Raw genomic sequence first — 22,304 nt, 5'->3', positions numbered from 1 at the left:
AAGAGCCCGCCCCCGCCCGCGTGTGAGGGATCAGCGGTGCGAGAGCCAGCCCGCGGCCGGCAGCAGCCTGCTGTCGTAGTCGAACAGCGCCTGGTTCTCCCAGCCGTTGCCGGAGGCGGGATCAGTCGGATCCCACCCGTTGCCGGCGACGGCCGTCCAGGCCGGCTCCCAGTAGACGACACCGAGACCTCGGCCGTTCGGCACCGCCTCGACGACGTTCATCACGTCCCGCAGCCAGGCGGACTGCCCGGCCGCGCTCGCCGGATAGCCGGTGACCAGCTCGGCCGTGGTGTCGATGATGTTCTCGTGGGCGTCCTCGCTGTCCAGCCGGAAGGGATAGGCGGTCTCTACGACCAGCACCTTCTTGCCGTAGCGCGCCGATACGTCGTCCAGGTTGGCCTGGAGCGAGGACAGCGCGCCGTGCCAGTACCCGTAGAAGGACAGCGCGATCACGTCGTAACTCACGCCCTGCGTCGCCGCGTTGTCGAACCACCAGCGGTACAGGGAGTTGTCGCCGCCGTGCGCGAGATGGAGCGCGACCTGAGTGGAGGAGGAGACCGCCTTGGCCGCCGAGGCGCCTGACTTCAGCAGCCCCGCGAGCTGCGCCCAGTTGTCGGTCGACCCCTCGGGCCAGAGCATTCCGGTGTTGGTCTCGTTGCCGATCTGCACCATGTCGGCGGTGGTGCCCTGCGCCTTCAGGGCGTTCAGCACGTCGTACGTGTGCTGGTAGACGTCCGTCGTGAGCTGGGAGTACGAGTGCCCGGACCAGGCGGCGGGCTTGGTCTGGGCGCCGGGATCGGCCCAGATGTCGGAGTAGTGGAAGTCGACGAGGAGCTTCATGCCCTGGGCCTTGATCCGCTTGGCCGTCGCGAGGACGCGGGCTTTGTCGTTGTAGCCGTCGGCCGGGTCGACCCACACCTTGAGCCGGCCGTAGTTGGCGCCGGCGGACTTCAGGATCGTCAGGGCGTCACCGGCGGCGCCGCCGCTGGTGCGGTAGACGCCGCCGAGGTCCTCGCTCTTCTTCAGGGAGGAGACGTCGACTCCCTTGACCGCGAGCCCGGTTGAACCGGCGGTGAAGGTCAGATCGTCGACGTTGAGCCAATTGCCTGCCTTGGCGTCCGAGTTGACGCTGACCGTGCACTGGCCGCCGGTCACCGTCACCGAGGTCACGAGTCGTATCCAGGCCCCGTTGGAGGTGGGCGGCAGATCGGTGCGCTGCTCGGCGGACCCGCAGTTGCGCAGGGCGATGTAGGCGGAGTTCTGGCCCCCGCCGGAGCGCACCCAGGCACTGAGCGTGTAACTGCCGGCGGCCAGTCCGGACAGGTACTGGTAGGTCTCCACCTTGTACGCGGACGAGGACCAGTGGGTGAGCCGGTATCCGCCGCTGTGGCCGCCGGACTCGGTGAAGGAGGCGGCCGTCTGTCCGGTCGCCGAGTACGCGGTCCAGCCGGCCGGAGTGGCCGTGCCGGCGCCGTCGGCCTCGAAGCCGGTATTGGCCAGGGTGGTTGCCGCCTGCGCCGGGTGCGCGGGCAGCGGGGTCAGGAGCAGGGCGCCGAGCGCGGCGACGGCGGCGGTTCGCAGCCCCGTACCTCTGAACAGGTTCAGTCCTCTCAGCAGGTTCCGCAGGGGTGTGCTTCGTACGGAGTGCATCGTCGATGTCCCTTCGACGGTGGCGGACGGGAGGGGTGATGCGGGTGGTGCCGTGATGGTGCGGATGTCACCCGGGGGCCGGCGCCGAGCGGCGGCCGTCCCCCGGGGGGAATGGGGGAGTCGGGGATGCCGTCAGGCGTCCAGTCGCACGACCCGGACCGCACCGGCCGGGACGGCGAGCTTCCCGTGCACCGGCGCACCGCCGAGGAGCTCGGTTCCGGAGCCCTCCAGCGGCACCTCGGCCTCCTGGCCGGAGTGGTTGAGGGCGAAGAGGTACCGGCCGCCGTCCCCGGAGCGCAGTACGACCTCCACGTCACGGGGCAGCGCGTCGCGCGCACCGATCCCCGCGTCCTCGCAGGCGGCGGCGACGATCGTGTCCAGCGCGGCCGCGTCGAGCCGGGTGGACACGTACCAGGCGGTGCCCCGGCCCAGCCGGTGGCGGGTGACGGCGGGCCCGCCGGCGGCCGGTCCGTCGGTGTACGTCCACATGGTCTCGGCCCCTCGGGGCACGACGAACTCGGTCCACACGTCGGCGGTGAGCGAGGCGCCGCCGGGCCCGCCGATCCGTACGGTCTCGCCGTCGAGCAGCGGCGACCACTCCTCGACGGTCAGCCCGAGCACGTCGCGCAGCGCGCCCGGGTAGGGCCCCGGGTGCACGGCATCGTGCTCGTCGACGATCCCGGAGAAGTAGGAGACGACGAGTGTGCCGCCGTTCTCGACGTACGCGCGCAGGTTCTGTCCGGCGGCCTCGGTGGCGAGGTAAAGCGCGGGGACGACCACCAGCGGGTAGGCCGACAGATCGGCCTCCGGGTGGGCGAAGTCGACCGTGAGGTGGCGGTCGTACAGCGTCTCGTAGAAGCTGTCGGCGCGCTCGCGGGCCTCGTGGGCCTCGCTCGGGCGCCACTCAAGGCTCTGCGCCCACCAGGACTGCCAGTCCCACACCATGGCGACGTCCGCAACCGTGCGGGTACCGCGCACGGAGGCCAGCGAGTCGACGTCGGCGCCCAGGCGGACCACCTCGCGCCAGACACGGGTGTCGGTGCCCCCGTGCGGAAGCATCGAGGAGTGGAACTTCTCGGCGCCGCGCCGGGACTGGCGCCACTGGAAGAACATCGCGCCCTCGGAGCCGCGGGCGACGTGGGCGAGCGCGTTGCGGGCCATCTCGCCGGGGCGCTTGGCCGGGTTGCGCGGCTGCCAGTTCACTCCGGACGTGGAGTGCTCGAGCAACAGCCAGGGCGAACCGCCCGCGACCGAGCGGGTGAGGTCGGCTGCCATGGCCAGATTGACGTGGGTGCGCCGGCCGTCGGTGATCAGGTAGTGGTCGTTGGTGACGAGGTCGACCTCACGGCCCCAGGCCCAGTAGTCGATCGAGTCGCACTGGCTCAGCGCGGTCATGAAGTTGGTGGTGACGGGGATGCCGGGCGAGAGCCGGTGCAGGATGTCCCGCTCCATCCGGAAGTTCTCGCGCAGGGTGGCGTCGGTGAAGCGGCGGTAGTCGAGCTGCTGCGCCGGGTTGCCGACGGTGGGCGTGGTGCGCGGCGGGTCGATCTGCTCGTACGAGGTGTAACGCTGGCCCCAGAACGCGGTGCCCCAGGCTTCGTTGACCTCTTCGAGCGATCCGTACGTCTGTTGCAGCCAGCGGCGGAAGTGGGCGGCGCAGCCGTCGCAGTAGCAGGCGCTGACGGGGACCCCGTACTCGTTGTGCACGTGCCAGAGCGCGAGCACGGGGTGGCCGCCGTAGCGGCGGGCGAGCTCGGTGGTGATGCGGGCGGCGGCCTCGCGGTAGGCGGGGGAGCTGTGGCAGATCGCGCCGCGCGACCCGAAGGAGTACCGCACGCCCTCGCGGCTGACCGGCAGCGCCTCGGGGTGGGCGCGGTAGAACCAGGCGGGAGGCGCCACGGTGGGCGTGGCCAGGTCGACCCGGATGCCGTGCTCGTGCAGCAGGTCGAGGAGCCGGTCGAGCCAGCCGAAGTCGTACCGGCCGGGCTCGGGCTCCAGCAGGGCCCAGGAGAAGATCCCGACGCTCACCAGGGTGACGCCGGCCTCGCGCATCAGCCGGACGTCCTCCTGCCAGACGCTTTCCGGCCACTGCTCGGGGTTGTAGTCCCCGCCGAAGGCGAGCCGATGCAGGCCCTTCGGAGTGGTCTGCGGCATGGGTCTCTCCTGGGTGTTCGAGCCTGAAAGTTTCACCGGACTGGGAACGTTCACACATCCGGTCTCAATGCGGCAACGCAAGATAACCGCACTCGATCAACCATTGACAAGTGTCCGGGGCGTTTCTCTACTGTGAACGCTCACAGACGCATGGTCGGCCTCCCCTTCCGAGGGTGAGGCCCTTTCGGTCAGGGAGAAGTACCCATGCCCCACACGACGTACCGCGGAATTTCGGCCGCCCTCGCCGTCCTCCTCGGCGCCACCGCACTCACCGCCTGCGGATCCTCCGGCTCCGGCTCCGACTCCGCCGGCAAGGACGGGGCCGCGGCCGGGTCCGGCCCGGTCGCGCTCACCTACTGGGCCTGGGCGCCCAACATGGACAAGGTGGCCGCGCTCTGGAACCAGAAGCACCCGGAGGTCCAGGTCACGGTCCAGAAGCAGGCTTCCGGCGACGACCTGGTCACCAAGATCATCACCGCGGCCAAGGCGCACCAGGCTCCCGACCTTGTCCAGGCCGAGTACCAGGCACTGCCGACCCTCGTCAGCAATGACGCCCTCGCCGACATATCCAAGGAGGTCGGCGGCGCCAAAGAGGCCTTCGCCCCCGGTCTCTGGCAGCAGATCACGCTGGGCGGCGATGCCGTATACGCCGTACCCCAGGACTCCGGGCCGCTCATGTTCTTCTACCGGACCGACCTGTTCCAGGAGTACGGCCTGAAGGTGCCCACCACCTGGGACGAGTTCGCCACCACCGCCAGGGCCCTCAAGGCCAAGGCCCCCGACAAGGCGCTGACCACCTTCTCCTCCAACGACTCCGGGCTCTTCGCCGGTCTCGCCCAGCAGGCCGGCGCCCAGTGGTGGACCACCGAGGGCAAGAAGTGGAAGGTCGGCATCGACGACGCGGCCACCAAGAAGGTCGCCGATTTCTGGGGCGGCCTGGTCGCGGACGGCGCAGTGGACAATCAGCCGATGTACACCCCCGCCTGGAACAAGGCCCTGAACACCGGCACACAGATCGGCTGGGTCAGCGCCGTCTGGGCCCCGGGCGTCCTGACCACCGCCGCGCCCGACACCAAGGGCAAGTGGGGCATGGCCCCGCTGCCCCAGTGGGACACCTCCAAGCCCGCCACCGGCAGCTGGGGCGGATCCACCACGGCCGTCACCACCGACTCCAAGCACAAAGCCGCCGCGGCGAAGTTCGCGACCTGGCTGAACACCGACCCGGAGGCGCTGGCCGCGCTGGTGAAGGAGAGCGGCATCTACCCGGCGGCCACCGCCGCCCAGACCGGCGGGGCGCTCGCCCAGGCCCCGGAGTTCTTCGCCGGCCAGAGCGACTTCTACACGAAGGCCGCGGAGATCGCGAAGACCACCGCCCCCGCAGCCTGGGGCCCCAACGTGAACGTGGCCTACACCTCCTTCAAGGACGAGTTCGGCACGGCCGCCAAGGCCAAGTCGGGCTTCGGCGCGGCCCTCACCGCCATGCAGGGCGCCACCGTCGCCGACCTGAAGAAGCAGGGCTTCGAGGTCGCCCAGTGACGCAGCCCACCACGGGCGTGCGCCGGTCGTACGGGGTCAAGGTGGCCCCGTACGGCTTCCTCCTCCCGGCAGCCGTCCTCTTCGCCCTCTTCTTCGCGCTGCCCATCGGCTACGCGATCCGGCTCAGCTTCCACAAGATCGAGGTCAAGGGCCTCGGTCTGGGCAAGGGAGCCCGGAGCGAGGTCTGGGCCGGCCTGGAGAACTACACCGCGGCCCTGACCGACGCCGAGCTCGGCCACAGCGCCCTGCGGATCCTCGGCTACGGCGCGATCGTCGTCCCCCTCATGCTGGGCCTGGCCCTGCTGTTCGCGCTGCTGCTCGACTCCGAGCGGGTGCGGGCCCGCTCCTTCTCCCGGCTCGCGATCTTCCTGCCCTACGCGGTCCCCGGGGTCATCGCGGCCCTGATGTGGGGGTTCCTGTACCTGCCGGACGTCAGCCCCTTCTTCTACGTGCTCGACGCCGTCGGTCTGCCGCAGCCGGACCTGATGGACGGTGGGCCCCTCTACCTGGCGATGTCGAACATCGCCGTCTGGGGCGGCACCGGATTCAACATGATCGTGATCTACACCGCGCTGCGGTCCCTTCCCGCGGAGGTGTACGAGGCGGCCAAGCTCGACGGCTGCTCGGAACTCCAGACCGCCCTGCGCATCAAGATCCCGATGGTGGCGCCCTCGCTGGTGCTGACCTTCTTCTTCTCGATCATCGCCACGCTCCAGGTCTTCAACGAGCCGACCACGCTCAGGCCGCTCACCAACGGCATCCCCACCACCTGGAGCCCCCTGATGAAGGTCTACAACGACGCCTTCACCGGCGGGAACATCCACGCGGCGTCGGCCACCGCCGTGGTCCTCGCCGCCGCGACCTTCCTGCTGTCCTTCGGCCTACTCAAGGCCTCCAACCGCCGTACGAAGCAAGGAGCAACCCGATGACCGGGCTCGCCTCCCCGGCGCGCACGCGCACGGCCGCAACTGCCGGGGGCCGTGCTGCCGCCACCACCCCCGGCACCTCCCAGGGACCGCCGCGCCCACCCCGCACCGCCCTGCTGCCGACGGCCGCCCTGGCCCTCGGCGCGCTCTACTGCCTGCTGCCCATCGCCTGGGTCCTGGTCGCCTCCACCAAGTCGGGCGCGGACCTCTTCGCCACGTTCACCTTCCTGCCCGGCGACTCCCTCGGAGCCAACGTCGCGGACCTGAACGCGTACCGCGACGGCCTCTACTGGCGGTGGATGGGCAACTCCGTCTTCTACGCGGGGCTGGGCGCCGTCCTGTCCACGACGGTGTCGGCGCTCGCCGGCTACGGCCTTGCCGTCTACCGCTTCCGCGGCCGCGAGACGTTCTTCAACCTGATCCTGACGGGCGTTCTGATGCCCCCGGTGATCCTCGCCATCCCCCAGTACCTGCTGATGGCCGAGGCCGGCCTGACGGACACGTACCTCTCCGTCCTGCTGCCGCTGATCCTCTCGCCGTACGGCGTCTACCTCGGCCGGATCTACGCCGAGGCCGCCATCCCGATGGAACTCGTGGAGGCGGGCCGGATGGACGGCGCGAGCGAGTGGCGGATCTTCCTGAGGATCGCGGTCCCGATGATGTCCCCGGGTCTGGTCACGATCTTCCTCTTCCAGTTCGTGGCCATCTGGAACAACTTCCTGCTGCCGTTCATCATGCTGGGCGACGACGAGAAGTTCCCGGTGACCGTCGGCCTGTTCACCCTGCTGAAGCAGGGCGCGGGCCAGCCCGCCCTCTACACCCTGGTGATCACCGGCGCGCTCCTCGCGATCGTCCCGCTCATCGCCCTCTTCCTGCTCATCCAGCGGTTCTGGAGCCTCGACCTGCTCTCCGGCGCCGTAAAGTCCTGACACACTGGGGATCGAGGGGAATCACAGCATGAGCACAGCAGCGAACAGGCGTCGCCCGACGACGATCCACGACGTGGCACGCGAGGCCGGCGTCTCGCGCGGCACCGTCTCCCGCGTCCTCAACGGCGGGCACTACGTGAGCCCCGCCGCGAAGGCGGCCGTCGACGCCGCGATCCGCAGAACGGGCTACGTCGTCAACCGGCACGCCCGCTCGCTGATCACCGGCAAGTCCGGTTCCGTGGCCTTCCTGCTGACCGAGCCGCAGGAGCGCTTCTTCGAAGACCCCAACTTCAACGTGCTGCTACGGGCCTGCACCCAGGCGCTCGCCGCCCAGGACATCCCGCTGCTGCTGATGATCGCGGGCACCGAGGACGAACGCCGACGCAACCTCCGGTACATCGAAGCCGGCCACGTCGACGGCGTCCTCCTGGTCTCCAGCCACGCCGGAGATCCCGTCGTCGCCCACCTGCACCAGGCCGGCGTACCCGTCGTCGCCTGCGGCAAGATCCTCGGCCAGACCGCCAAGATCGGCTACGTGGCCGCCGACGACCGCGACGGCGCCCGCGACATGGTGCGCCACCTGTACGAGACGGGCCGCCGCCGGATCGCCACCGTCACCGGCCCGCTCGACACCCCCGGCGGTGTGGAACGCCTCACGGGCTACCGGGAGACGCTCTCCGAGTACGGCCTGCCCGTGGACGACGCGCTGATCGTCACCGGCGACTACAGCCGCGCGAGCGGCGAGGAGGCGGCGCGCCTGCTCCTGGAACGCTCCCCGGACCTCGACGCCGTCTTCGTGGCCTCGGACCTGATGGCCCAGGGCGTCCTCGACACCCTGGCCCGGGCCGGCCGCCGCGTGCCCGAGGACATCGCCGTGGGAGGCTTCGACGACTCCCCGGCGGCGGTCTCCTCCCGGCCCTCGCTCACGACGATCCGCCAGCCCTGGGACCGGATCAGCACCGAGATGGTGCGGATGCTCCTCGCCCGCATAGCGGGAGAGGAGCCGGCCGCGGTCATCCTGCCCACGGAGCTCGTCCGCCGCGAATCGGCATAGCCGCTGCCGTCTGCCCTCAGTTCATGGTGGAGCCGATCGTCGCGGAACCGGTCGTCAGGAACGTGGTCGCCGGGAGCGAGCCGTCCGCCTTCCTGGCGCCGTACGCGCTGGCGGCGTCCTTGCTGACGAAGGCCGGGGTCGCGATTCCCGAGTCCCAGTTGTTGGCCGCCGAGACGACCGAGGAGCCCCGCTTGGCGAGCCCCGAGCCGTTGTCCACGGCCAGGTTCCGGGCCAGCCGGGCCGCCCCCGTCGCGAAGTAGTAGCCCCACTTCCCGTTGGCGTAGGCGGTCGTACGGTTGAGGACGATGGCGCCCTTGTTGCTGTTCTCGGTGAAGCCGTTGCCCGCGTTGTCCCAGGCCGCAGAGTTGTTGACGACATGGGCGACGACCTCACCGTCGCCACCCAGCTTGTAGCCGTTGCCGTCTCCCGCGAAGGCGGAGTCCGACCAGCGGTTCCTGCCGTTTCCGTACGACCAGGTGTGTTCGATCGTCACGGGGCTGGACCAGGACCACAGGTCGATGCCGTCGTCGGAGTTGTTGAAGAGCCGCGCCCCGGTGATCAGGTTGCCGGTGCCCGAACCGAATTTGACGGCGACTCCGTCGGCGTTCTCACCGTGGTTGGCCGCATCGTAATGGCCGTAGGAATCAAGGTTCCTGACGGTGTTGTTGTTCGTGTCGTTGCCGGTGAGCGTGAAACCGGAGTCGCCGCCGTTGATCGTCTTGATGCGGGACCACTCCGTGCCCGTGCAGGAGGTGCAGACGACGGCGCTGTCCGGGGAGTTCTGGAAGGTGATGTCGGAGACGGTCCAGTAGTCGGCGGTCAGTTTGAAGATCCAGGACCCGGCGGGCAGCTTCGAGCCGTCGATCTTCACCGTCTCGGAGCCGTAGGGCTGGAGCCGGATGCGGCTGCTCGCGGTGCCGTTGGCGGTGGACTGGAGGACGGCGGTGGGGTAGTAGGTGCCGCCGCGGACCTGGATGAGCGTGCCGGGTGTCGCGTTCTTGACCGCGCTCGCCAGTTCGGTCGAGGTGGCGACGACGACGGTGGCGGCATGGGCGGGTGCGGCCAGTGCGCCGAGGCCGGCGGTGGGGGCGATGAGGGACAGCGTGATGAGAGCGCTGCGCAAGGTTCGGTTGAGAGACATGACGTGCGGGTCCTCTCGTGGGGTTCGGGAACAGGCGTGGAGTTCAGGAACAGGCGGGCACGGGAAGCCAGTCGGTCAGATAGCACGCGCGCGTCGCCGACTCAGCCTCCAAGGAGGTGAGTTGAGGGCGGTTCTGCGGGATGTCGATCACCGCACCCGGACCCCTGTTGCGGTACTCCGCGAAGCGCTGGGCCTGCCACGGATAGGCGTCCCGCATGTTCGCGTACGGCGCGGTGGCGTCGATGCCGGGACCGAGCACGCTGTCGCGCACGACGAGGGACGGCCAGGCGGTCGGGTCCGAGCCCGGAACCCAGGGCCGGGCCAGCTTGTAGAAGCCGGCGGGCGCCTCGCTGGTGACCCGGCAGCGGACGGCCAGGAGACCGTACGGGTTGACGCGGGCGGTCGAGGGGGCGAAGACGAAGCCGTACGGGGCGCCCGCCAGATCGGTGCGGAGCAGGGTGCGGAAGTGGCAGTGCTCGAACACCGCACGGGCCCGGCCGAAGACGAAGTCGACGTCGCCCTCGACGTAGCAGTGCGCGAAGTACTGGCGGGCGACGGCCGCCAAGGTCATCGAGTCGGTGTAGAGGGTGTCCTGGTGCCCGAGGAACCGGCAGTGGAAGAAGGCGGACCGGTCGCCCTGGACCTTGATCGCGACTGCTTGCGTGCCGGGGTTCCCCGGGAGGTCGGTACGCAGGAAGTCGTTCGCGAAGGTGATCCACTGGGCGGTGAATCCGTCGGCCTGGACGGTCGTGGTCGCCGAACCGGTCGTGCCGTACGTGCCGCCGTCGGGCCGGGCCGTGCCGGCCGCGTTGTCGTACACGACGACGACGTCGCGCGGGTTCCCGCTCGCGCCGATCCAGGTCATGGCGGGCCGGGCCGGGCTGACGGCGACGGTCTCCCGGTACGTGCCCGGAGCGAGGACCAGCGTCCAGCCCGGGCCCTCCGCCGCGTTCACCGCGGCCTGAACGGTGGTGTGGTCCCCGAGGCCGCCCGGGTGGACGTACAGGGTGCGCTCGGTGAGCCGGGCGGCGGGCGAACCGAACCGGCCGAACGGGCCGGCCCCCGCGCCGGCGACGGCGGGACCGGCGGCCAGGGCGAGCGCGAACGCCGCTCCGGCGCCGGCGGTGAGCAGGGAACGGCGGCCGAGGACGGCTCGTGGGTGGTGCGAGGGCATGGGAGAGCTCCTTCGCTGCGAAAGGGTGGAGTGAGCGGCGGCCGGGAGGTCAGCGCAGCCGGCCCGCGCCCGCGCGGTGGCCGACGAGGCCGGGCACAGCCTGCGGCACGTCGACCCGGGTGCGCAGGGACGGCGTCCAGCCCGCGTCGGCGCGCAGGATCTCGCCGGGGAACTCGGCGTTGTGGACAGCGAGGAGATCGAGCGGCGCACCGTTGACGAGGTTGCCCGCGGTGGTGACCGGGGCATCCTTCCACTTCTTGAGGATCTTTCCGGCCTGGACGCCCGGGGCGAGCGTGAAGGCGTTCTTCTCCGCGACGAGCTGGGATTCGATTCCGATGCCCAGGCTGTAGGAGTAGTCCGAACCGGGCACCACGAAGTGGTTGTTGTACGCGTCGACCTTGCCGAAGCGGACCCGCGGCGCCCGCTCGACCACGTTCTTGAAGAGATTGTGGTGGAGGGTGGTACGCAGCTTGCCGCGGTCGGTGGCGCCCGCGCTGTCGCTGTTGCCGATCATCAGGGTCTTGTCGTGGTCGGCGAAGACGTTCCAGGAGACGGTGACCAGGTCGGCGCCGCGCACGATGTCCAGCTCGCCGTCGTGCTGCTGGTAGGGCACCCCGTAGTACGAGGGCAGGGAACTGTCCGGGTGGGCCCCGTCGGTGAACGTGTTGTGGTCGATCCACACATGGGTGGAGCCGTACACGACCACGCTGTCGTACTCGGAGTTCCACGCCCCCGTCGCCCCGTCCGTCGGGTCCCACTGCGGGAAGCAGTCGAGCGGGCTCTCCACGGTCAGGTTGCGGACGACGACGTTGTCGACGCCCTGGATCTGAAGGCTGCCGCCGGTGATGCCGGCGTTCCTGCCGACGCCGACGATCGTCGTGTTGGCGGGGACGTACGCCTTGATGGCCTTCCCCTGCGCCTTGGCGGAGGCGGCGCGCAGATCCTCCTGCTCCCCGCTTACCTCGTTGTCGTGTCCCCAGACCGCGGGGTCGTAGGCGGCGAGGTACGCCTCGAAGTCGTACCCGGGAGCCTCGAAGGCCGCGCAGCCGGCGGCCGTGGCGTTCAGCGTGCCCACGACCTTGACGATCCGCGGCTCGGTGCCCGCGACGGCGAGCGCCGCACGCAACCCCTCCCAGGTGGTGACGGTGAAGACGCGGGAGGCATCGGCAGCGGCGCCGCCTCTGGTTCCCGTACCTTCGGACGCCCAGCCGTCACCGGCCGGAAGAACCTGACGGGCGGGGTCGTGCGCCGCAGGTCCGGCGTGCGCGGCGGTCGTGGGACCGGTGACGCTCAGGACGAGGGCGGTGGCGCCCACCGCCCATGTTCGTGTGGGTCGCATGCTCAGCTCTCCTCGGAATCGGGCCAGGTGATCCATTGCGCGGGGAGTTCCTCGTCGGTGCGGCGGGTGTCGCCCGGTGCGAGTGCGCGGGTGTGCAGGAGCCCGGTGGCGACCATCCGGGCCACGGCGATCGCGCCCGGCGGGTTGAAGTGGGTGTTGTCCTGCTCGGTCGCCGTCCAGTTGAAGTACGTCTTCGTGGTCTCCGGGCCGAGCTCCTGCCAGAGGGCCAGGGACTGCTCCTGGACATCGATGACGGCGACGTCCTCCTCGCAGGCCACCTGGCGCATCGCGGCCGGGTACTCCCCGTGGGTGCGCAGAGCGGTGCCGTCGGCGTGGAACCTGCGGCGCTCGACGGAGGTGGCGAGGACCGGCAGGGCTCCGCACTCGCGCGCGCCGTCGACGAACCGGCACAGGTTCTCCTGATAGGTGGTCCAGGGCTCGGTGTAGCGCGTGGGGTCCGTGGTCTTCTGGTCGTTGTGGCCGAACTGGATCAGCAGGAGGTCTCCGGCCCGGATCACGTCCAGGATCGCGGTCAGCCGGCCCTCGTCGATGAAGCTCTTGGTGCTGCGGCCGTTGACCGCGTGGTTGGCGACCGTCACGTCCCGGTGCAGGAAGAAGGGCAGGGCCATGCCCCACCCGGTCTCCGGGGCGGCGTCGGCGTACTTCTGGGCTGCCGTGGAGTCACCGGCGATGTGGAGGGTGCGCCCGCGCCCGTTTCCCCGGGGGACGGCCGCGGCGGGGGTCGCGGCCAGGGCGAGCGCGAGCCCTGCCCCGGCCGTGACCGCCCGGCGGCGGGTGAGGGTCACTTCTTCTGCGTCTTCCACTCGGCCTGCGCCGTGTTCAGCTGCTCGGCGAGGCTGTCGAGGAACTCCTTCGACGTGGACTTGCCGAGCAGGACCTTCTGGAAGGCGGGCTCGTTGTCGGCCTTGGAGATGGTGTTCCAGTCGGGCAGGTAGTATGGCAGCTGCACGATCGTGGCCTTGCCGCTGAAGAGGGCCTCGGCGGCGAGCTTGGTCGGCTCGGCCTTCTGGATCCAGGGGTCCTGGGCCGCCTCGGTGTTGGCCGGGATCGCGCCCGCCGACTCGTTCCACTTGCTGTTGGAGGCGTGCGAGGCGGCGAACTCGATGAACTTCCAGGCCGCCGCCTTGTTCTTGCTCGACGAGAACAGGGCGAGACCGTCGACCGGGTGGGAGACCTGCACTCGGGTGCCGTCGTCGGTGGTCGGGTTGGGGACGCCGCGGAACTTCTCCGTACCGAGCGCCTTCACATGGTCCTTGTACGAGCCCAGGTTGTGGCTCACCATGCCGATCTCGCCGCTGTCCCACTGGGCGACCATCTTGGTGAAGTCGTTGTTGACGTCGGCAGCCGGGGTGTTGTTCTTGAACAGCCCCACGTACTTCTCCAACGCGGCCACGTTCTTGGGGTCGTTGACCGTGGTCTTGTCGCCGTCCCAGAAGCCGGTGACCCCGCTCTGGCCGTACATGGCGTCCAGCGCCTGGGCGATGGAGCCCGCGCCGCCGCGGATGGTGTAGCCGAACCTGTTCTCGTCCTTCCGGGTCAGCTTCTCGGCCGCCGCGTAGAACGCGGACCAGGTGTCGGGCGCCTGCAGGCCGGCTGCCGCGAACAGGTCGGTGCGGTAGTAGAGGACACCGTTGCTGGCGGAGGTGGGAACGGTGAAGAGCTGGTCCTTGCCCCCCGCCGACTTCACGCTCTCGACCATGCCCGCGTTGAGCTTGCCCTTGAGCGCGCTGGAGTCGACGCGGGCGTCGAGCGGCTCCAGGGCGTTCTGCACGGCGATCCCGGCGAGCATCGCCGCTCCGACGCCGCCGACATCGGGCAGGCCGCCGCCCTGGATGGCCGTGTCGTACTTGGACTGCACCTCCGTCGAGGCGATTCCGACGTAGTTCACCTTGATCTCGGGGTTCTGCTTCTCGAAGTCCTGGATGATCGCCTTCCAGACGTCGGTGCGGACACCGCCGTTGTTGTCCCAGAAGGTGATCTGTCCCTTGCCCGGACCCTCGCCGCCCTTGTCACCCGCGGCGCCGCTGCCGTCGTCTCCGCAGGCGGTGACGGTCAGGGCGAGCACGGTGGTCAGGGCGAGGGCGCAGACGGCTCTGCGCCGCCCTTGACGGAAACTGGTCATCGTCGGCTCTCTTCTCTCAGGATCTGTCGGGAATCTGGTGGGGTGGTGGGGGAGCACGCGGTGCGGGACCCCGTGGAGGAGCACGGTCAGAGGTGACGTGCCGCGACGGCTTCGCGCACCAGCGCCGCGGCCTCGGCCCGCCCCGGACGGCCGTCGGCCACCACGGTGACCACCCGCCGTACGACGCTCGCTCCGGCCGCGACGGTCAGGCGCCGGTCAGCGGCGAGGGAGGAACCCACGCCCGGATATTCGGCGGCGCGCAGGAACCACGGATCGCGCCGGGTCTCCTCGGTCGCGCCGGCGAAGACCAGCGTCCAGCCCCGGCCGGCCAGCGCGACCCAGTCGGCACGGGAGCCGTGCACGGCCTCCTCGCCATCGGCGTCCGCACTGAAGACGACCGGGGGCGCCGCCTCTTTGGGGGCGCGCCAGAAGAAGCCGCCGTAGGCCGCGCCCGGTCGTCCGTTGGTGGCCGGGCTGCCGATGGACAGGGCCCGGCCCGACGCCTCGGTGAGCGAGAAGGTGAAGTCCAGGGCCCAGGCCGAGTCGCTCAGCGCCGCCGTCACCACGGTCCGGCGCTCGCGCAGGAGCACCCGGCCCCCGGCCGTCCAGCTCAGTTCCTCCACGAACCCGTCCTGGTCGAGGCGGCTGAAGCCGTCGTGCCGCTGCACGCCGTGGTTGTCGAGCGCGGTCGGCCCCCGGTCGCGCACGAAGGTGCGCCCGCCCCAGAAGTTGTGGCCCGCCACATCGGGCACGGCCACGCCCGCGCCGAGGTGGTGCGGGTGGTCCCCGGGGATCAGCTCCGTGACACGGACCCCCGCCAGGGTGGTGACCGGATGCAGGTAGGGCCGGGGGGAGTGGTCCCGCGCCAGGTCCGGCCCGGCCGTGTAGCGCGCCACCGGACGGCCTGCGCAGCGAAGGACGAGCGCCGCGTTCACCGGGTCCGCGCCCTGGTCGCCGGCGCCCAGGGGGCGCCCAGTTCTGAGTAGAGGCCGAGCGCGTGGGCGCTCCTGTCGACGAGTGCGTCGATCCCGTCGACGACCCGGCGCGGCGCGCTCGGGCCCGGCTCGGTGCGCCAGTACGCGTCCGGCAGTGCCACGGGATCGGGCGCCAGCCGGACCGCCTCGACGACCAGCATGAACGCGCCGGTCTCCTCGGGCGGTACGCGCAGTGCTTCGCCGCCGGTCACGTGGCCCACGAGGTTCTCCAGGAGATCGGTCCGGCCGTGGACGGTCTCCTCCGGGCCGTGCCCGGCCCGCTGGAGCAGGACCCGGTCTTGCCGGTACCAGAGGGTGATGCGCCCCCGGCTGCCGTGGACCACCACGTACGGCTCCGAGCCCGTCTCGGCGCACAGGGTCACCGCGACGGTGAGCCGGAGGCCGGCCGGGGTCACGACGCGGGCGCAGGAGGTGTCGTCGGACTCGATGGCGTTGACGCGCAGGAGCTCGGTCTCGACGGACTCGACGTCCTCGGCCCGAGTACTGCCGGCGACGGCCAGGGTGGTGGCGACGGCGTGGGCCAGCGGGTTGGTCAGGGCCCCGTCGACGACGTCCGCACCGTCCAGGCGGCGGCGGCCGGCCCACGGCGCGCGCCGGAAGTACCCCTCGTCACGGATCCACGCGCCGGCCGCGCCGACGCCGAGGAGTTCGCCGATCTCGCCCGCCTCGATGAGCTCCCTGATGGCCGGGATCGCGTGCGAGCCGAGGGACTGGAAGCCGATCTGGCAGGCCACGCCGGCCGCCGCCACCGCGTCCGCGATCCGGCGGAACTCCGCGTACGAGGGTGCCGGGGGCTTCTCCAGGAGGAGGTGCGCGCCGTGGCGGGCGGCGGTCAGGGCCAGCTCGGTGTGCGTCTGGATCGGCGTACAGAGCACGGCGATCCGGGCCCCCGTGGAGGCCATCAGCGCGTCGAAGTCCGGGGACTGTTCCGGGGCCCCGAACCCGTCCAGCTCATCGGCGTCGAGCGGCCGCAGCTCGCAGAGGCCGGCGAGGCGGACCAGGCCGAGGCGTTCGAGCCGGCGGATGTTCAGGAGGTGCGAACGGCCGTGGCCGCGGGCGCCCGCCAGGACCACGGGCAAGGGGGTGGGCGTGGTGCCGTTGCTCATCCCTTCACCGCCCCTGCGCTGAAGCCGGTGACCAGCCACTTCTGGATGAAGGCGAACACGATCACGACGGGCACCGCCGCGATCACGCCCCCCGCGGCGAGAGCGCCCAGGTCGACACTGTCCGCGCCCATGAGGGTGTTGAGGCCGACCGGGATGGTCTGCTTGTCCTGGCTGCTGAGGAACATCAGCGCGAAGAGGAAGTGGTTCCAGGCGTGGACGAAGGCGAAGGAGCCGACGGCGACCAGACCGGGCCGCAGCAGCGGCAGGACGACGACACGGAACGCGTTGAAGCGGTTGCAGCCGTCCACCCAGGCGGCCTCCTCCAGTGAGTACGGCACGTTCTTGATGAAGCCGCTGATGAGGATCATGGACAAGGGGAGCTGGAAGACCGTCTCCGCGATGATGACGCTGCCCAGCGAGTTGATCATCCGCAGACTGGCGAAGGTCTGGAACAGCGGTACGAGCAGCAGCGCTCCCGGGACGAACTGCGAGCACAGCAGGGCCAGCATGAAGCCCCTCTTGATCCGGAAGTCGAAGCGGGCCAGGGCGTAGCCGCCGGCGAGCGCGATCACCGTGGTCATCACCAGGGTCGCGAGGCCGATGAGCAGACTGTTCTGGAAGAAGGTGGCGAAGCCCCGCTCGGTCCACACCTTCTCGAAGTGCTCGGTGGTCATGGGCCACGGCACGAGTGAGGTGGAGCCCGCCGGCCGCAGAGCGAAGAGCAGGATCCAGTAGAAGGGGATCAGGGTGAAGAGCAGATAGATACCGAGCGGCAAGTAGATCTGCCACCGGGGGACCTCGTCCCAAGCGCGTCGCCGTCTCACTTGCTGTCGCCTCCGAACTTGCTCAGGCGCAGATAGACCATCGAGCAGAAGAGAAGAATCACGAACGCCACCGTCGTGAGCGCGGAGGCGTATCCGAAGTTGTGTGCGTCGACACTGGTGTTGGCGATGTAGAGGGGCAGCGTGGTCGTCTCGCCCGCCGGGCCGCCGCCCGTGAGGGTGTAGAGCAGGTCCACGTTGTTGAACTCCCACACCGCCCGCAGCAGGGTGGACAGGACGATCGCGTCCCTGAGGTGCGGCAGCGTGATGTGGAGGAACTGCCGCAGCCGCCCGGCCCCGTCGACCTCGGCGGCCTCGTACAGGTCCTTTGGTACGGACTGGAGGTCGGCGAGGATGAGGATCGCGAAGAAGGGGACACCGCGCCACAGATCGGCGACGACCACCGCGGAGAAGACCGTCGAGGTGTCGGACAGCCAGGACGTGCCGTACTCGCCGATTCCCAGGTCGGCCAGGTAACGAGTGATGCCCGTCTGAGAGTTGTAGAGCAGCACCCAGATGGCTGACGTCAGCACTCCGGAGACCGCCCACGGGGAGAACACCAGCGCCCGGCCCAGGGCGCGGCCCGCGAACGTCTGGTTGACGATGAGCGCCAGGGCCAGGCCGAACACGAGCTGCAGGCTCACCTCGACGGCGACCCACTTCGCGCTGAAGGTCAGCGTCCCCCAGAAGTGTGGATCGTCGGTGAAGATGCGTACGAAGTTGCCGAAGCCGGCGAACCCGTTCCGCCAGGGCTTGGTGGGGTTGTAGTCCTGAAGGCTGTAGTAGAAGACGCTGAGCACGGGATAGGCGATGAATCCCAGCATCAGCAGCGCGGCGGGGGCGATCAGCAGGTACGGCAGTCGGCGGGGGGTGGCTCCCGTACGGCGGGTCACAGCTGAGGCCATGACGGTGGCTCCGTTCTCGGTGTTTCGGGCAGGCGGACGCGTCGGCCGCGCGAAGGAATCAGCCCGCGTAGGGATCGGGAGTCGCCCCGGGCCGGGCCAGGAACTCGAAGTCGCATCCTGTGTCGGCCTGGGTGATCTGCTCGGTGTAGAGCGCCCCGTAGCCGCGCTCGTAGCGGACCGGCGGCGGGGTCCATGCCTCCCGCCGAAGCGCCAACTCGTCGTCGGATACGTGCAGATGCAGCGTGCGTGCCTCGACATCGAGGGTGATGGTGTCGCCCGTGCGGACGAGGGCCAGGGGCCCGCCGACGTAGGACTCGGGCGCCACGTGGAGCACGCACGCGCCGTAACTCGTGCCGCTCATCCGGGCGTCGGAGATCCGGACCATGTCCCGTACGCCCTGCTCCAGCAGGTACGTAGGGATCGGCAGCATCCCGTACTCCGGCATCCCCGGGCCGCCCTTCGGCCCGGCGCCCCGCAGTACGAGCACGTGGTCCGCGGTGATACCGAGTTCCGGGTCGTCGATGGTCCGCTGCATCGTGCGGTAGTCGTCGAAGACCACCGCCGGACCGGTGTGCTTCAGCAGGTGCGGCTCGGCGGCGATGTGCTTGATGACCGCGCCGTCCGGACAGAGGTTCCCGCGCAGCACCGCGACCCCGCCTTCGGGTGCGAGGGCCCGGTCGCGTTCCCGGATGACCTCGTCGTTGTGCACGCGGGCGCCGTCGAGCTGCTCGCGCAGCGTGTCGTGGGAGACGGTCGGCCGGTCGAGGTGCAGCACGTCGGTGAGCCGGGAGAGGAATGCGGGCATGCCGCCGGCGAAGTGGAAGTCCTCCATGAGGAACCGTCCGCCGGGGCGGAGGTCGGCCAGCACCGGCACGGTCCGCGCTATGCGGTCGAAGTCGTCCAGGGTGAGCGTCACCCCCGAACGGCCGGCCATGGCGATCAGGTGGATGACCGCGTTCGTCGACCCGCCGAGCGCGAGGACGGCCGCGACCGCGTCTTCGTACGCCTCCCGGGTCAGGATCCGCGACAGCCGCAGGTCCTGCCGTACGAGCTCCACGATCCGCATCCCGGAGGCGGCGGCCATCCGGTCGTGCCCCGAGTCGACCGCCGGGATCGAGGACGCGCCCGGCACCGTCACGCCCAGGGTCTCGGCGGCGGCGGTGAGCGTGGAGGCCGTGCCCATCGTCATGCAGTGGCCGGGGGAGCGGGCCAGCCCGCTCTCCAGCTCGGCCATTTCACAGTCCCCGATCAGGCCCGCCCGCTTGTCGTCCCAGTACTTCCACATGTCGGTGCCGGAACCGAGTGTCTCGCCCCGCCAGTGGCCCGGCAGCATCGGCCCGGCCGGAACGAAAACGGTCGGCAGGTCCACCGAGGCCGCGCCCATCAGCAGCGCCGGGGTCGACTTGTCGCAGCCGCCGAGGAGGACCGCGCCGTCGACCGGGTAGGAACGCAGCAGCTCCTCCGTCTCCATCGCGAGGAGGTTGCGGTAGAGCATCGGAGTCGGCTTCTGGAAGGTCTCGGAAAGGGTGGAGACCGGGAACTCGAGAGGGAAGCCACCGGCTTGCCACACGCCCCGCTTCACGGCCTGCGCGCGGTCGCGGAGGTGGACGTGGCAGGGATTGATGTCGGACCAGGTGTTGAGGATCGCCACGACCGGCTTGCCCAGGTGCTCCTCGGGGAGGTAGCCGAGCTGGCGGGTGCGGGCGCGGTGGCTGAACGAGCGCAGCCCGTCCGTGCCGTACCACTGGTGGCTGCGCAGGTCCTCGGGCCGCCTGCTCATGCCGGCCATCCGGCGGCTATCGCGGCGACCTCGGCGCGTGCGGACACGGGCAGTTCGCGGCTGGGCGGGCGGATGTCGCGCCGGCACAGACCGAGCGAGGCGAGGGCCTCCTTGACGACCGTGACGTTGTCGGCGCTGCCGTCGGCGGCCCGCAGCTCCTCGAAGCGGCGGATCCGTTCCCACACCTTCATCGCGGCCGGGTAGTCGCCCGCCCGCAGGGCCGACAGCATCTCCAGCGAGAGCGGCGGGCAGACGTTGACGAGGCCGGAGGTGAAGCCCGTCGCGCCGCTCGCGAAGTAGGAAGGGGCGTACGGTTCGGCGAGCCCCGCCACCCAGACGAACCGGTCGAGCCCCGCGTCACGGGCGAAGCCGGCGAAGCGGGCCGCGTCCGGGACGGCGTACTTCACGCCGATGACGTTCGGGCAGGCGTCGCCCAGCTCCGCGAGCCGGGCCCCGCTCAGCTGCGGGTTGCGGATGTAGGGGACGATCCCGAGTTCGGGCACGGACTCGGCGATGGCCCGGTGGTAGTCGACCCAGCCGGCTTCGGAGACGTACGGATGTACTGGCTGATGCACCATCAGCATCCGTGCCCCGCAGGCGCGCGCGTGCCGGGCGGCCGCGATCGCCGTCGGCACGTCGTGGCCGACGCCGACCAGGACGGTGGCGCGCCCGTCCGCCTCGTCGATGGTCAACTCGGTGACCAGGCGGCGCTCTTCGGGTGTGAGGGCGTAGAACTCGCCGGTGTTGCCGTTCGGTGTGAGCGTGCGTACACCGGCCTCGATCAGGCGTCGCAGGAGAGTGCGGTGTGCTTCGGTGTCGAGCTCTCCCTCCGCGGTGAAGGGAGTGACGGGGATGGCAACGACATCGGCGAGTGCGGTCTTCAGGGGCTCGAACGTCATGGTCACTCGCCGGCCCCGTCGTCCAGGGGGAAGGCGCGCTGGACAAAGGAGGCGATGTGCTCGTGGACGGCCCGACCGGCCCGCTCTGAGTCTCCCGCTGCCGCGAGCCGCAAGATCTCCTCGTGTTCGGCGGCCTCGTGCTCCCAGGAGGGGACGGCGGCCCAGGCGACGGTGGAGACGAGGGCCGCCTGGTCGCGGACCTCGTCGAGCATCCTGCCGAGCAGGGGATTGCCGCAGGGCAGGTAGAGCGCGCGGTGGAACTCGCGGTTGGCGAGCGAGCGTTCGGCCGGATCCTCGGCGCCGGCGGCACGCGCCAGCGCCTCCCGGGCAGCGTCGAGCGGGGCACGCGCGGCCACGCTGCGGCGAACCGCCTCGGGCTCCAGGAGCAGCCGTACGTCGTAGACCTCGCGGGCCATGTCGGCGTCGACCATGCGCACGGTGACCCCCTTGAACTGGCTCATCACCACGAGCCCGCTGCCCGCCAGGGTCTTGAGCGCCTCGCGCACCGGGGTCTTGGACACCCCGAAGCGCGAGGCGAGTTCGGTTTCGACCAGGGCCTGACCGGGGCTCAGGCCTCCGGTGAGGATGTCGTGCTTGATCGCCTCCAGGACGTACTGGGTGCGGGACGGGATGGGGCTGGGGGCGAAGGTCATGACGCACTCTCAGATCTCGTGTATCGCGTCTCATATATGACGTACGAAGTGCAATGACGAGAAGCTAAGCGGCAGTTGGTGTTTCGTCAATGCTTCGCGCACGAGTCGTGGAAAGCGCTTTCTGTCCGGCCGTGTCAGTGCGGCCAGCGCGGCGGGTCGGTGCAGAAGCGGCCGCCCATGTACAAGTCGTCGGGGTCGCCCTCGTCCGGAATCCCCAGCTCGGTGACGAGCCGCTCGGCGAACCGTTCCGAGTCGTCCTGCGGCTCGTAGCCGATGGCCAGGGCCGAGGAAAGGTCCCACCACAGGCGGGTGTTGGCGGAAGATCCGTACACGACGGTGTGTCCGACGTCCTCGGCGGTCAGTGCCGCGTGCAGGAGTCGAGCGCAGTCGGCGGGGCTCAGCCACAGCGACAGCATCCGCACGGAGGTCGGCTCGGGGAAGCAGGAGCCGACCCGCACGGAGACGGTCTCGATCCCGTGGAGGTCCCAGTAGAGCTGGGCCAGATCCTCTCCGAAGCACTTGGACAGGCCGTAGAAGCTGTCGGGCCGGCGCGGGGTGTCGACGGGGACCAGCGGGTCGTCCCCGCGGGGGCGGGGGGTGAAGCCGACGGCGTGGTTGCTGGAGGCGAAGACGACGCGGCGCACCCCCTCCTCGCGGGCGGCCTCGTAGAGGTGGTGCAGCCCGGTGACGTTGGCGGCCAGCACCTTCTCGAAGGTGGACTCCAGGGATATCCCGGCGAGATGAACGACCGCGTCGACGCCGCGGACGGCCTCGCGCAGCGCCTCGCGGTCGGCGAGATCGGCGATTATCGCGTCCGGTGCGCCGTCGACGGATACCACGTCGAGTAGCCGGAGGTGGTATCCGTAGCCGGGAAGCAGCTCCCGCATCAGGGTGCCGACACCCCCGGCCGCGCCGGTGAGCAGAACGGTGCGGGGCTTCGCGTGTGAGGTTTTCATGACGGAGAACGTAGTCACATACATGAACGCGCGGGAGATCGTTTCGAAAGATCGTCAACGCCGCAGGACTGCTTGACGAGGTCGCGGGCGGGTGCCTACTGTTCGCAACGCTCACGGCCGTGGCCATAGTTCACAGGTCTGAA

The 22,304-nt window shown here is 70.3% G+C and carries 19 protein-coding genes; 4 read left to right on the top strand and 15 right to left on the bottom strand.

All coding sequences use genetic code 11. The features are described 5' to 3' along the window. Positions 1 to 30: 30 nt before the first annotated feature. Complete coding sequence (locus tag AC061S_RS04100) at positions 31 to 1,650, bottom strand: glycoside hydrolase family 53 protein (RefSeq protein WP_478684425.1); 1,620 nt, start codon at positions 1,648 to 1,650, stop codon at positions 31 to 33. A 132-nt stretch (positions 1,651 to 1,782) separates the two neighbouring features. Continuing rightward, the gene (locus AC061S_RS04095; protein WP_478684424.1) at positions 1,783 to 3,804 is read right to left on the bottom strand and encodes a beta-galactosidase; all 2,022 of its coding nucleotides are present in this window, start codon (positions 3,802 to 3,804) and stop codon (positions 1,783 to 1,785) included. A 204-nt stretch (positions 3,805 to 4,008) separates the two neighbouring features. Between AC061S_RS04095 and AC061S_RS04090 the strand changes: the two genes are divergently transcribed. The 4 genes from AC061S_RS04090 to AC061S_RS04075 are packed head-to-tail and all read left to right on the top strand — an operon-like array spanning position 4,009 to position 8,249. Beyond that, complete coding sequence (locus tag AC061S_RS04090; RefSeq protein WP_478684423.1) at positions 4,009 to 5,340, top strand: ABC transporter substrate-binding protein; 1,332 nt, start codon at positions 4,009 to 4,011, stop codon at positions 5,338 to 5,340. After that, positions 5,337 to 6,269 carry a carbohydrate ABC transporter permease gene (locus tag AC061S_RS04085; RefSeq protein WP_478684422.1) on the top strand — a complete coding sequence of 311 codons (933 nt, stop codon included), beginning with the start codon at positions 5,337 to 5,339 and terminating at the stop codon, positions 6,267 to 6,269. The genes AC061S_RS04090 and AC061S_RS04085 overlap by 4 nt, the downstream gene beginning before the upstream one ends. Continuing rightward, positions 6,266 to 7,195, top strand: a complete 930-nt coding sequence (locus tag AC061S_RS04080; RefSeq protein WP_478684421.1) for a carbohydrate ABC transporter permease — start codon at positions 6,266 to 6,268, stop codon at positions 7,193 to 7,195. Before AC061S_RS04085 ends, AC061S_RS04080 begins: the two co-directional genes overlap by 4 nt. 28 nt (positions 7,196 to 7,223) lie before the next feature. Beyond that, complete coding sequence (locus AC061S_RS04075; RefSeq protein WP_478684420.1) at positions 7,224 to 8,249, top strand: LacI family DNA-binding transcriptional regulator; 1,026 nt, start codon at positions 7,224 to 7,226, stop codon at positions 8,247 to 8,249. 16 nt (positions 8,250 to 8,265) lie between these two features. Here the strand turns inward: AC061S_RS04075 and AC061S_RS04070 are convergent, their stop codons facing one another. The 13 genes from AC061S_RS04070 to AC061S_RS04010 form a co-directional block, all read right to left on the bottom strand. Next, complete coding sequence (locus AC061S_RS04070; protein WP_478684419.1) at positions 8,266 to 9,390, bottom strand: right-handed parallel beta-helix repeat-containing protein; 1,125 nt, start codon at positions 9,388 to 9,390, stop codon at positions 8,266 to 8,268. Between the two features lie 43 nt (positions 9,391 to 9,433). Then, positions 9,434 to 10,564 (bottom strand): pectinesterase family protein, encoded by a 1,131-nt coding sequence (locus AC061S_RS04065; RefSeq protein WP_478684418.1) that lies wholly within the window; start codon positions 10,562 to 10,564, stop codon positions 9,434 to 9,436. A gap of 49 nt (positions 10,565 to 10,613) precedes the next feature. Continuing rightward, entirely contained in the window at positions 10,614 to 11,903 is a 1,290-nt protein-coding gene (locus tag AC061S_RS04060) for a pectate lyase family protein (protein WP_478684417.1), read from the bottom strand. 2 nt (positions 11,904 to 11,905) lie between these two features. Beyond that, positions 11,906 to 12,709, bottom strand: coding sequence for a rhamnogalacturonan acetylesterase (locus tag AC061S_RS04055; protein ID WP_478684416.1), 804 nt, complete (start codon positions 12,707 to 12,709; stop codon positions 11,906 to 11,908). Continuing rightward, positions 12,706 to 14,046 carry an ABC transporter substrate-binding protein gene (locus AC061S_RS04050; protein ID WP_478684415.1) on the bottom strand — a complete coding sequence of 447 codons (1,341 nt, stop codon included), beginning with the start codon at positions 14,044 to 14,046 and terminating at the stop codon, positions 12,706 to 12,708. Before AC061S_RS04050 ends, AC061S_RS04055 begins: the two co-directional genes overlap by 4 nt. An 86-nt stretch (positions 14,047 to 14,132) precedes the next feature. Continuing rightward, on the bottom strand, positions 14,133 to 14,981 hold the full coding sequence (locus tag AC061S_RS04045; protein ID WP_478684414.1) for a DUF6807 domain-containing protein: 849 nt from the start codon (positions 14,979 to 14,981) through the stop codon (positions 14,133 to 14,135). After that, positions 14,978 to 16,147: a Gfo/Idh/MocA family protein gene (locus AC061S_RS04040; RefSeq protein WP_478684413.1), complete on the bottom strand. Its 1,170-nt coding sequence runs from the start codon at positions 16,145 to 16,147 to the stop codon at positions 14,978 to 14,980. Before AC061S_RS04040 ends, AC061S_RS04045 begins: the two co-directional genes overlap by 4 nt. After that, positions 16,144 to 17,019, bottom strand: coding sequence for a carbohydrate ABC transporter permease (locus AC061S_RS04035; RefSeq protein WP_478684550.1), 876 nt, complete (start codon positions 17,017 to 17,019; stop codon positions 16,144 to 16,146). The genes AC061S_RS04040 and AC061S_RS04035 overlap by 4 nt, the downstream gene beginning before the upstream one ends. Then, entirely contained in the window at positions 16,968 to 17,873 is a 906-nt protein-coding gene (locus AC061S_RS04030; protein ID WP_478684412.1) for a carbohydrate ABC transporter permease, read from the bottom strand. Before AC061S_RS04030 ends, AC061S_RS04035 begins: the two co-directional genes overlap by 52 nt. Positions 17,874 to 17,931: 58 nt before the next feature. Beyond that, entirely contained in the window at positions 17,932 to 19,662 is a 1,731-nt protein-coding gene (gene araD, locus AC061S_RS04025; protein WP_478684411.1) for an L-arabinonate dehydratase, read from the bottom strand. Continuing rightward, entirely contained in the window at positions 19,650 to 20,558 is a 909-nt protein-coding gene (locus tag AC061S_RS04020) for a dihydrodipicolinate synthase family protein (RefSeq protein ID WP_478684410.1), read from the bottom strand. The genes araD and AC061S_RS04020 overlap by 13 nt, the downstream gene beginning before the upstream one ends. Next, positions 20,555 to 21,205: a GntR family transcriptional regulator gene (locus AC061S_RS04015; RefSeq protein ID WP_478684409.1), complete on the bottom strand. Its 651-nt coding sequence runs from the start codon at positions 21,203 to 21,205 to the stop codon at positions 20,555 to 20,557. The genes AC061S_RS04020 and AC061S_RS04015 overlap by 4 nt, the downstream gene beginning before the upstream one ends. Before the next feature lie 134 nt (positions 21,206 to 21,339). Then, positions 21,340 to 22,161 (bottom strand): NAD-dependent epimerase/dehydratase family protein, encoded by an 822-nt coding sequence (locus tag AC061S_RS04010; protein ID WP_478684408.1) that lies wholly within the window; start codon positions 22,159 to 22,161, stop codon positions 21,340 to 21,342. Positions 22,162 to 22,304: the final 143 nt, after the last annotated feature.

The sequence above is a fragment of the Streptomyces sp. CA189 genome, from assembly GCF_056428985.1.
This window is presented reverse-complemented; position numbering and strand designations above follow the sequence as displayed.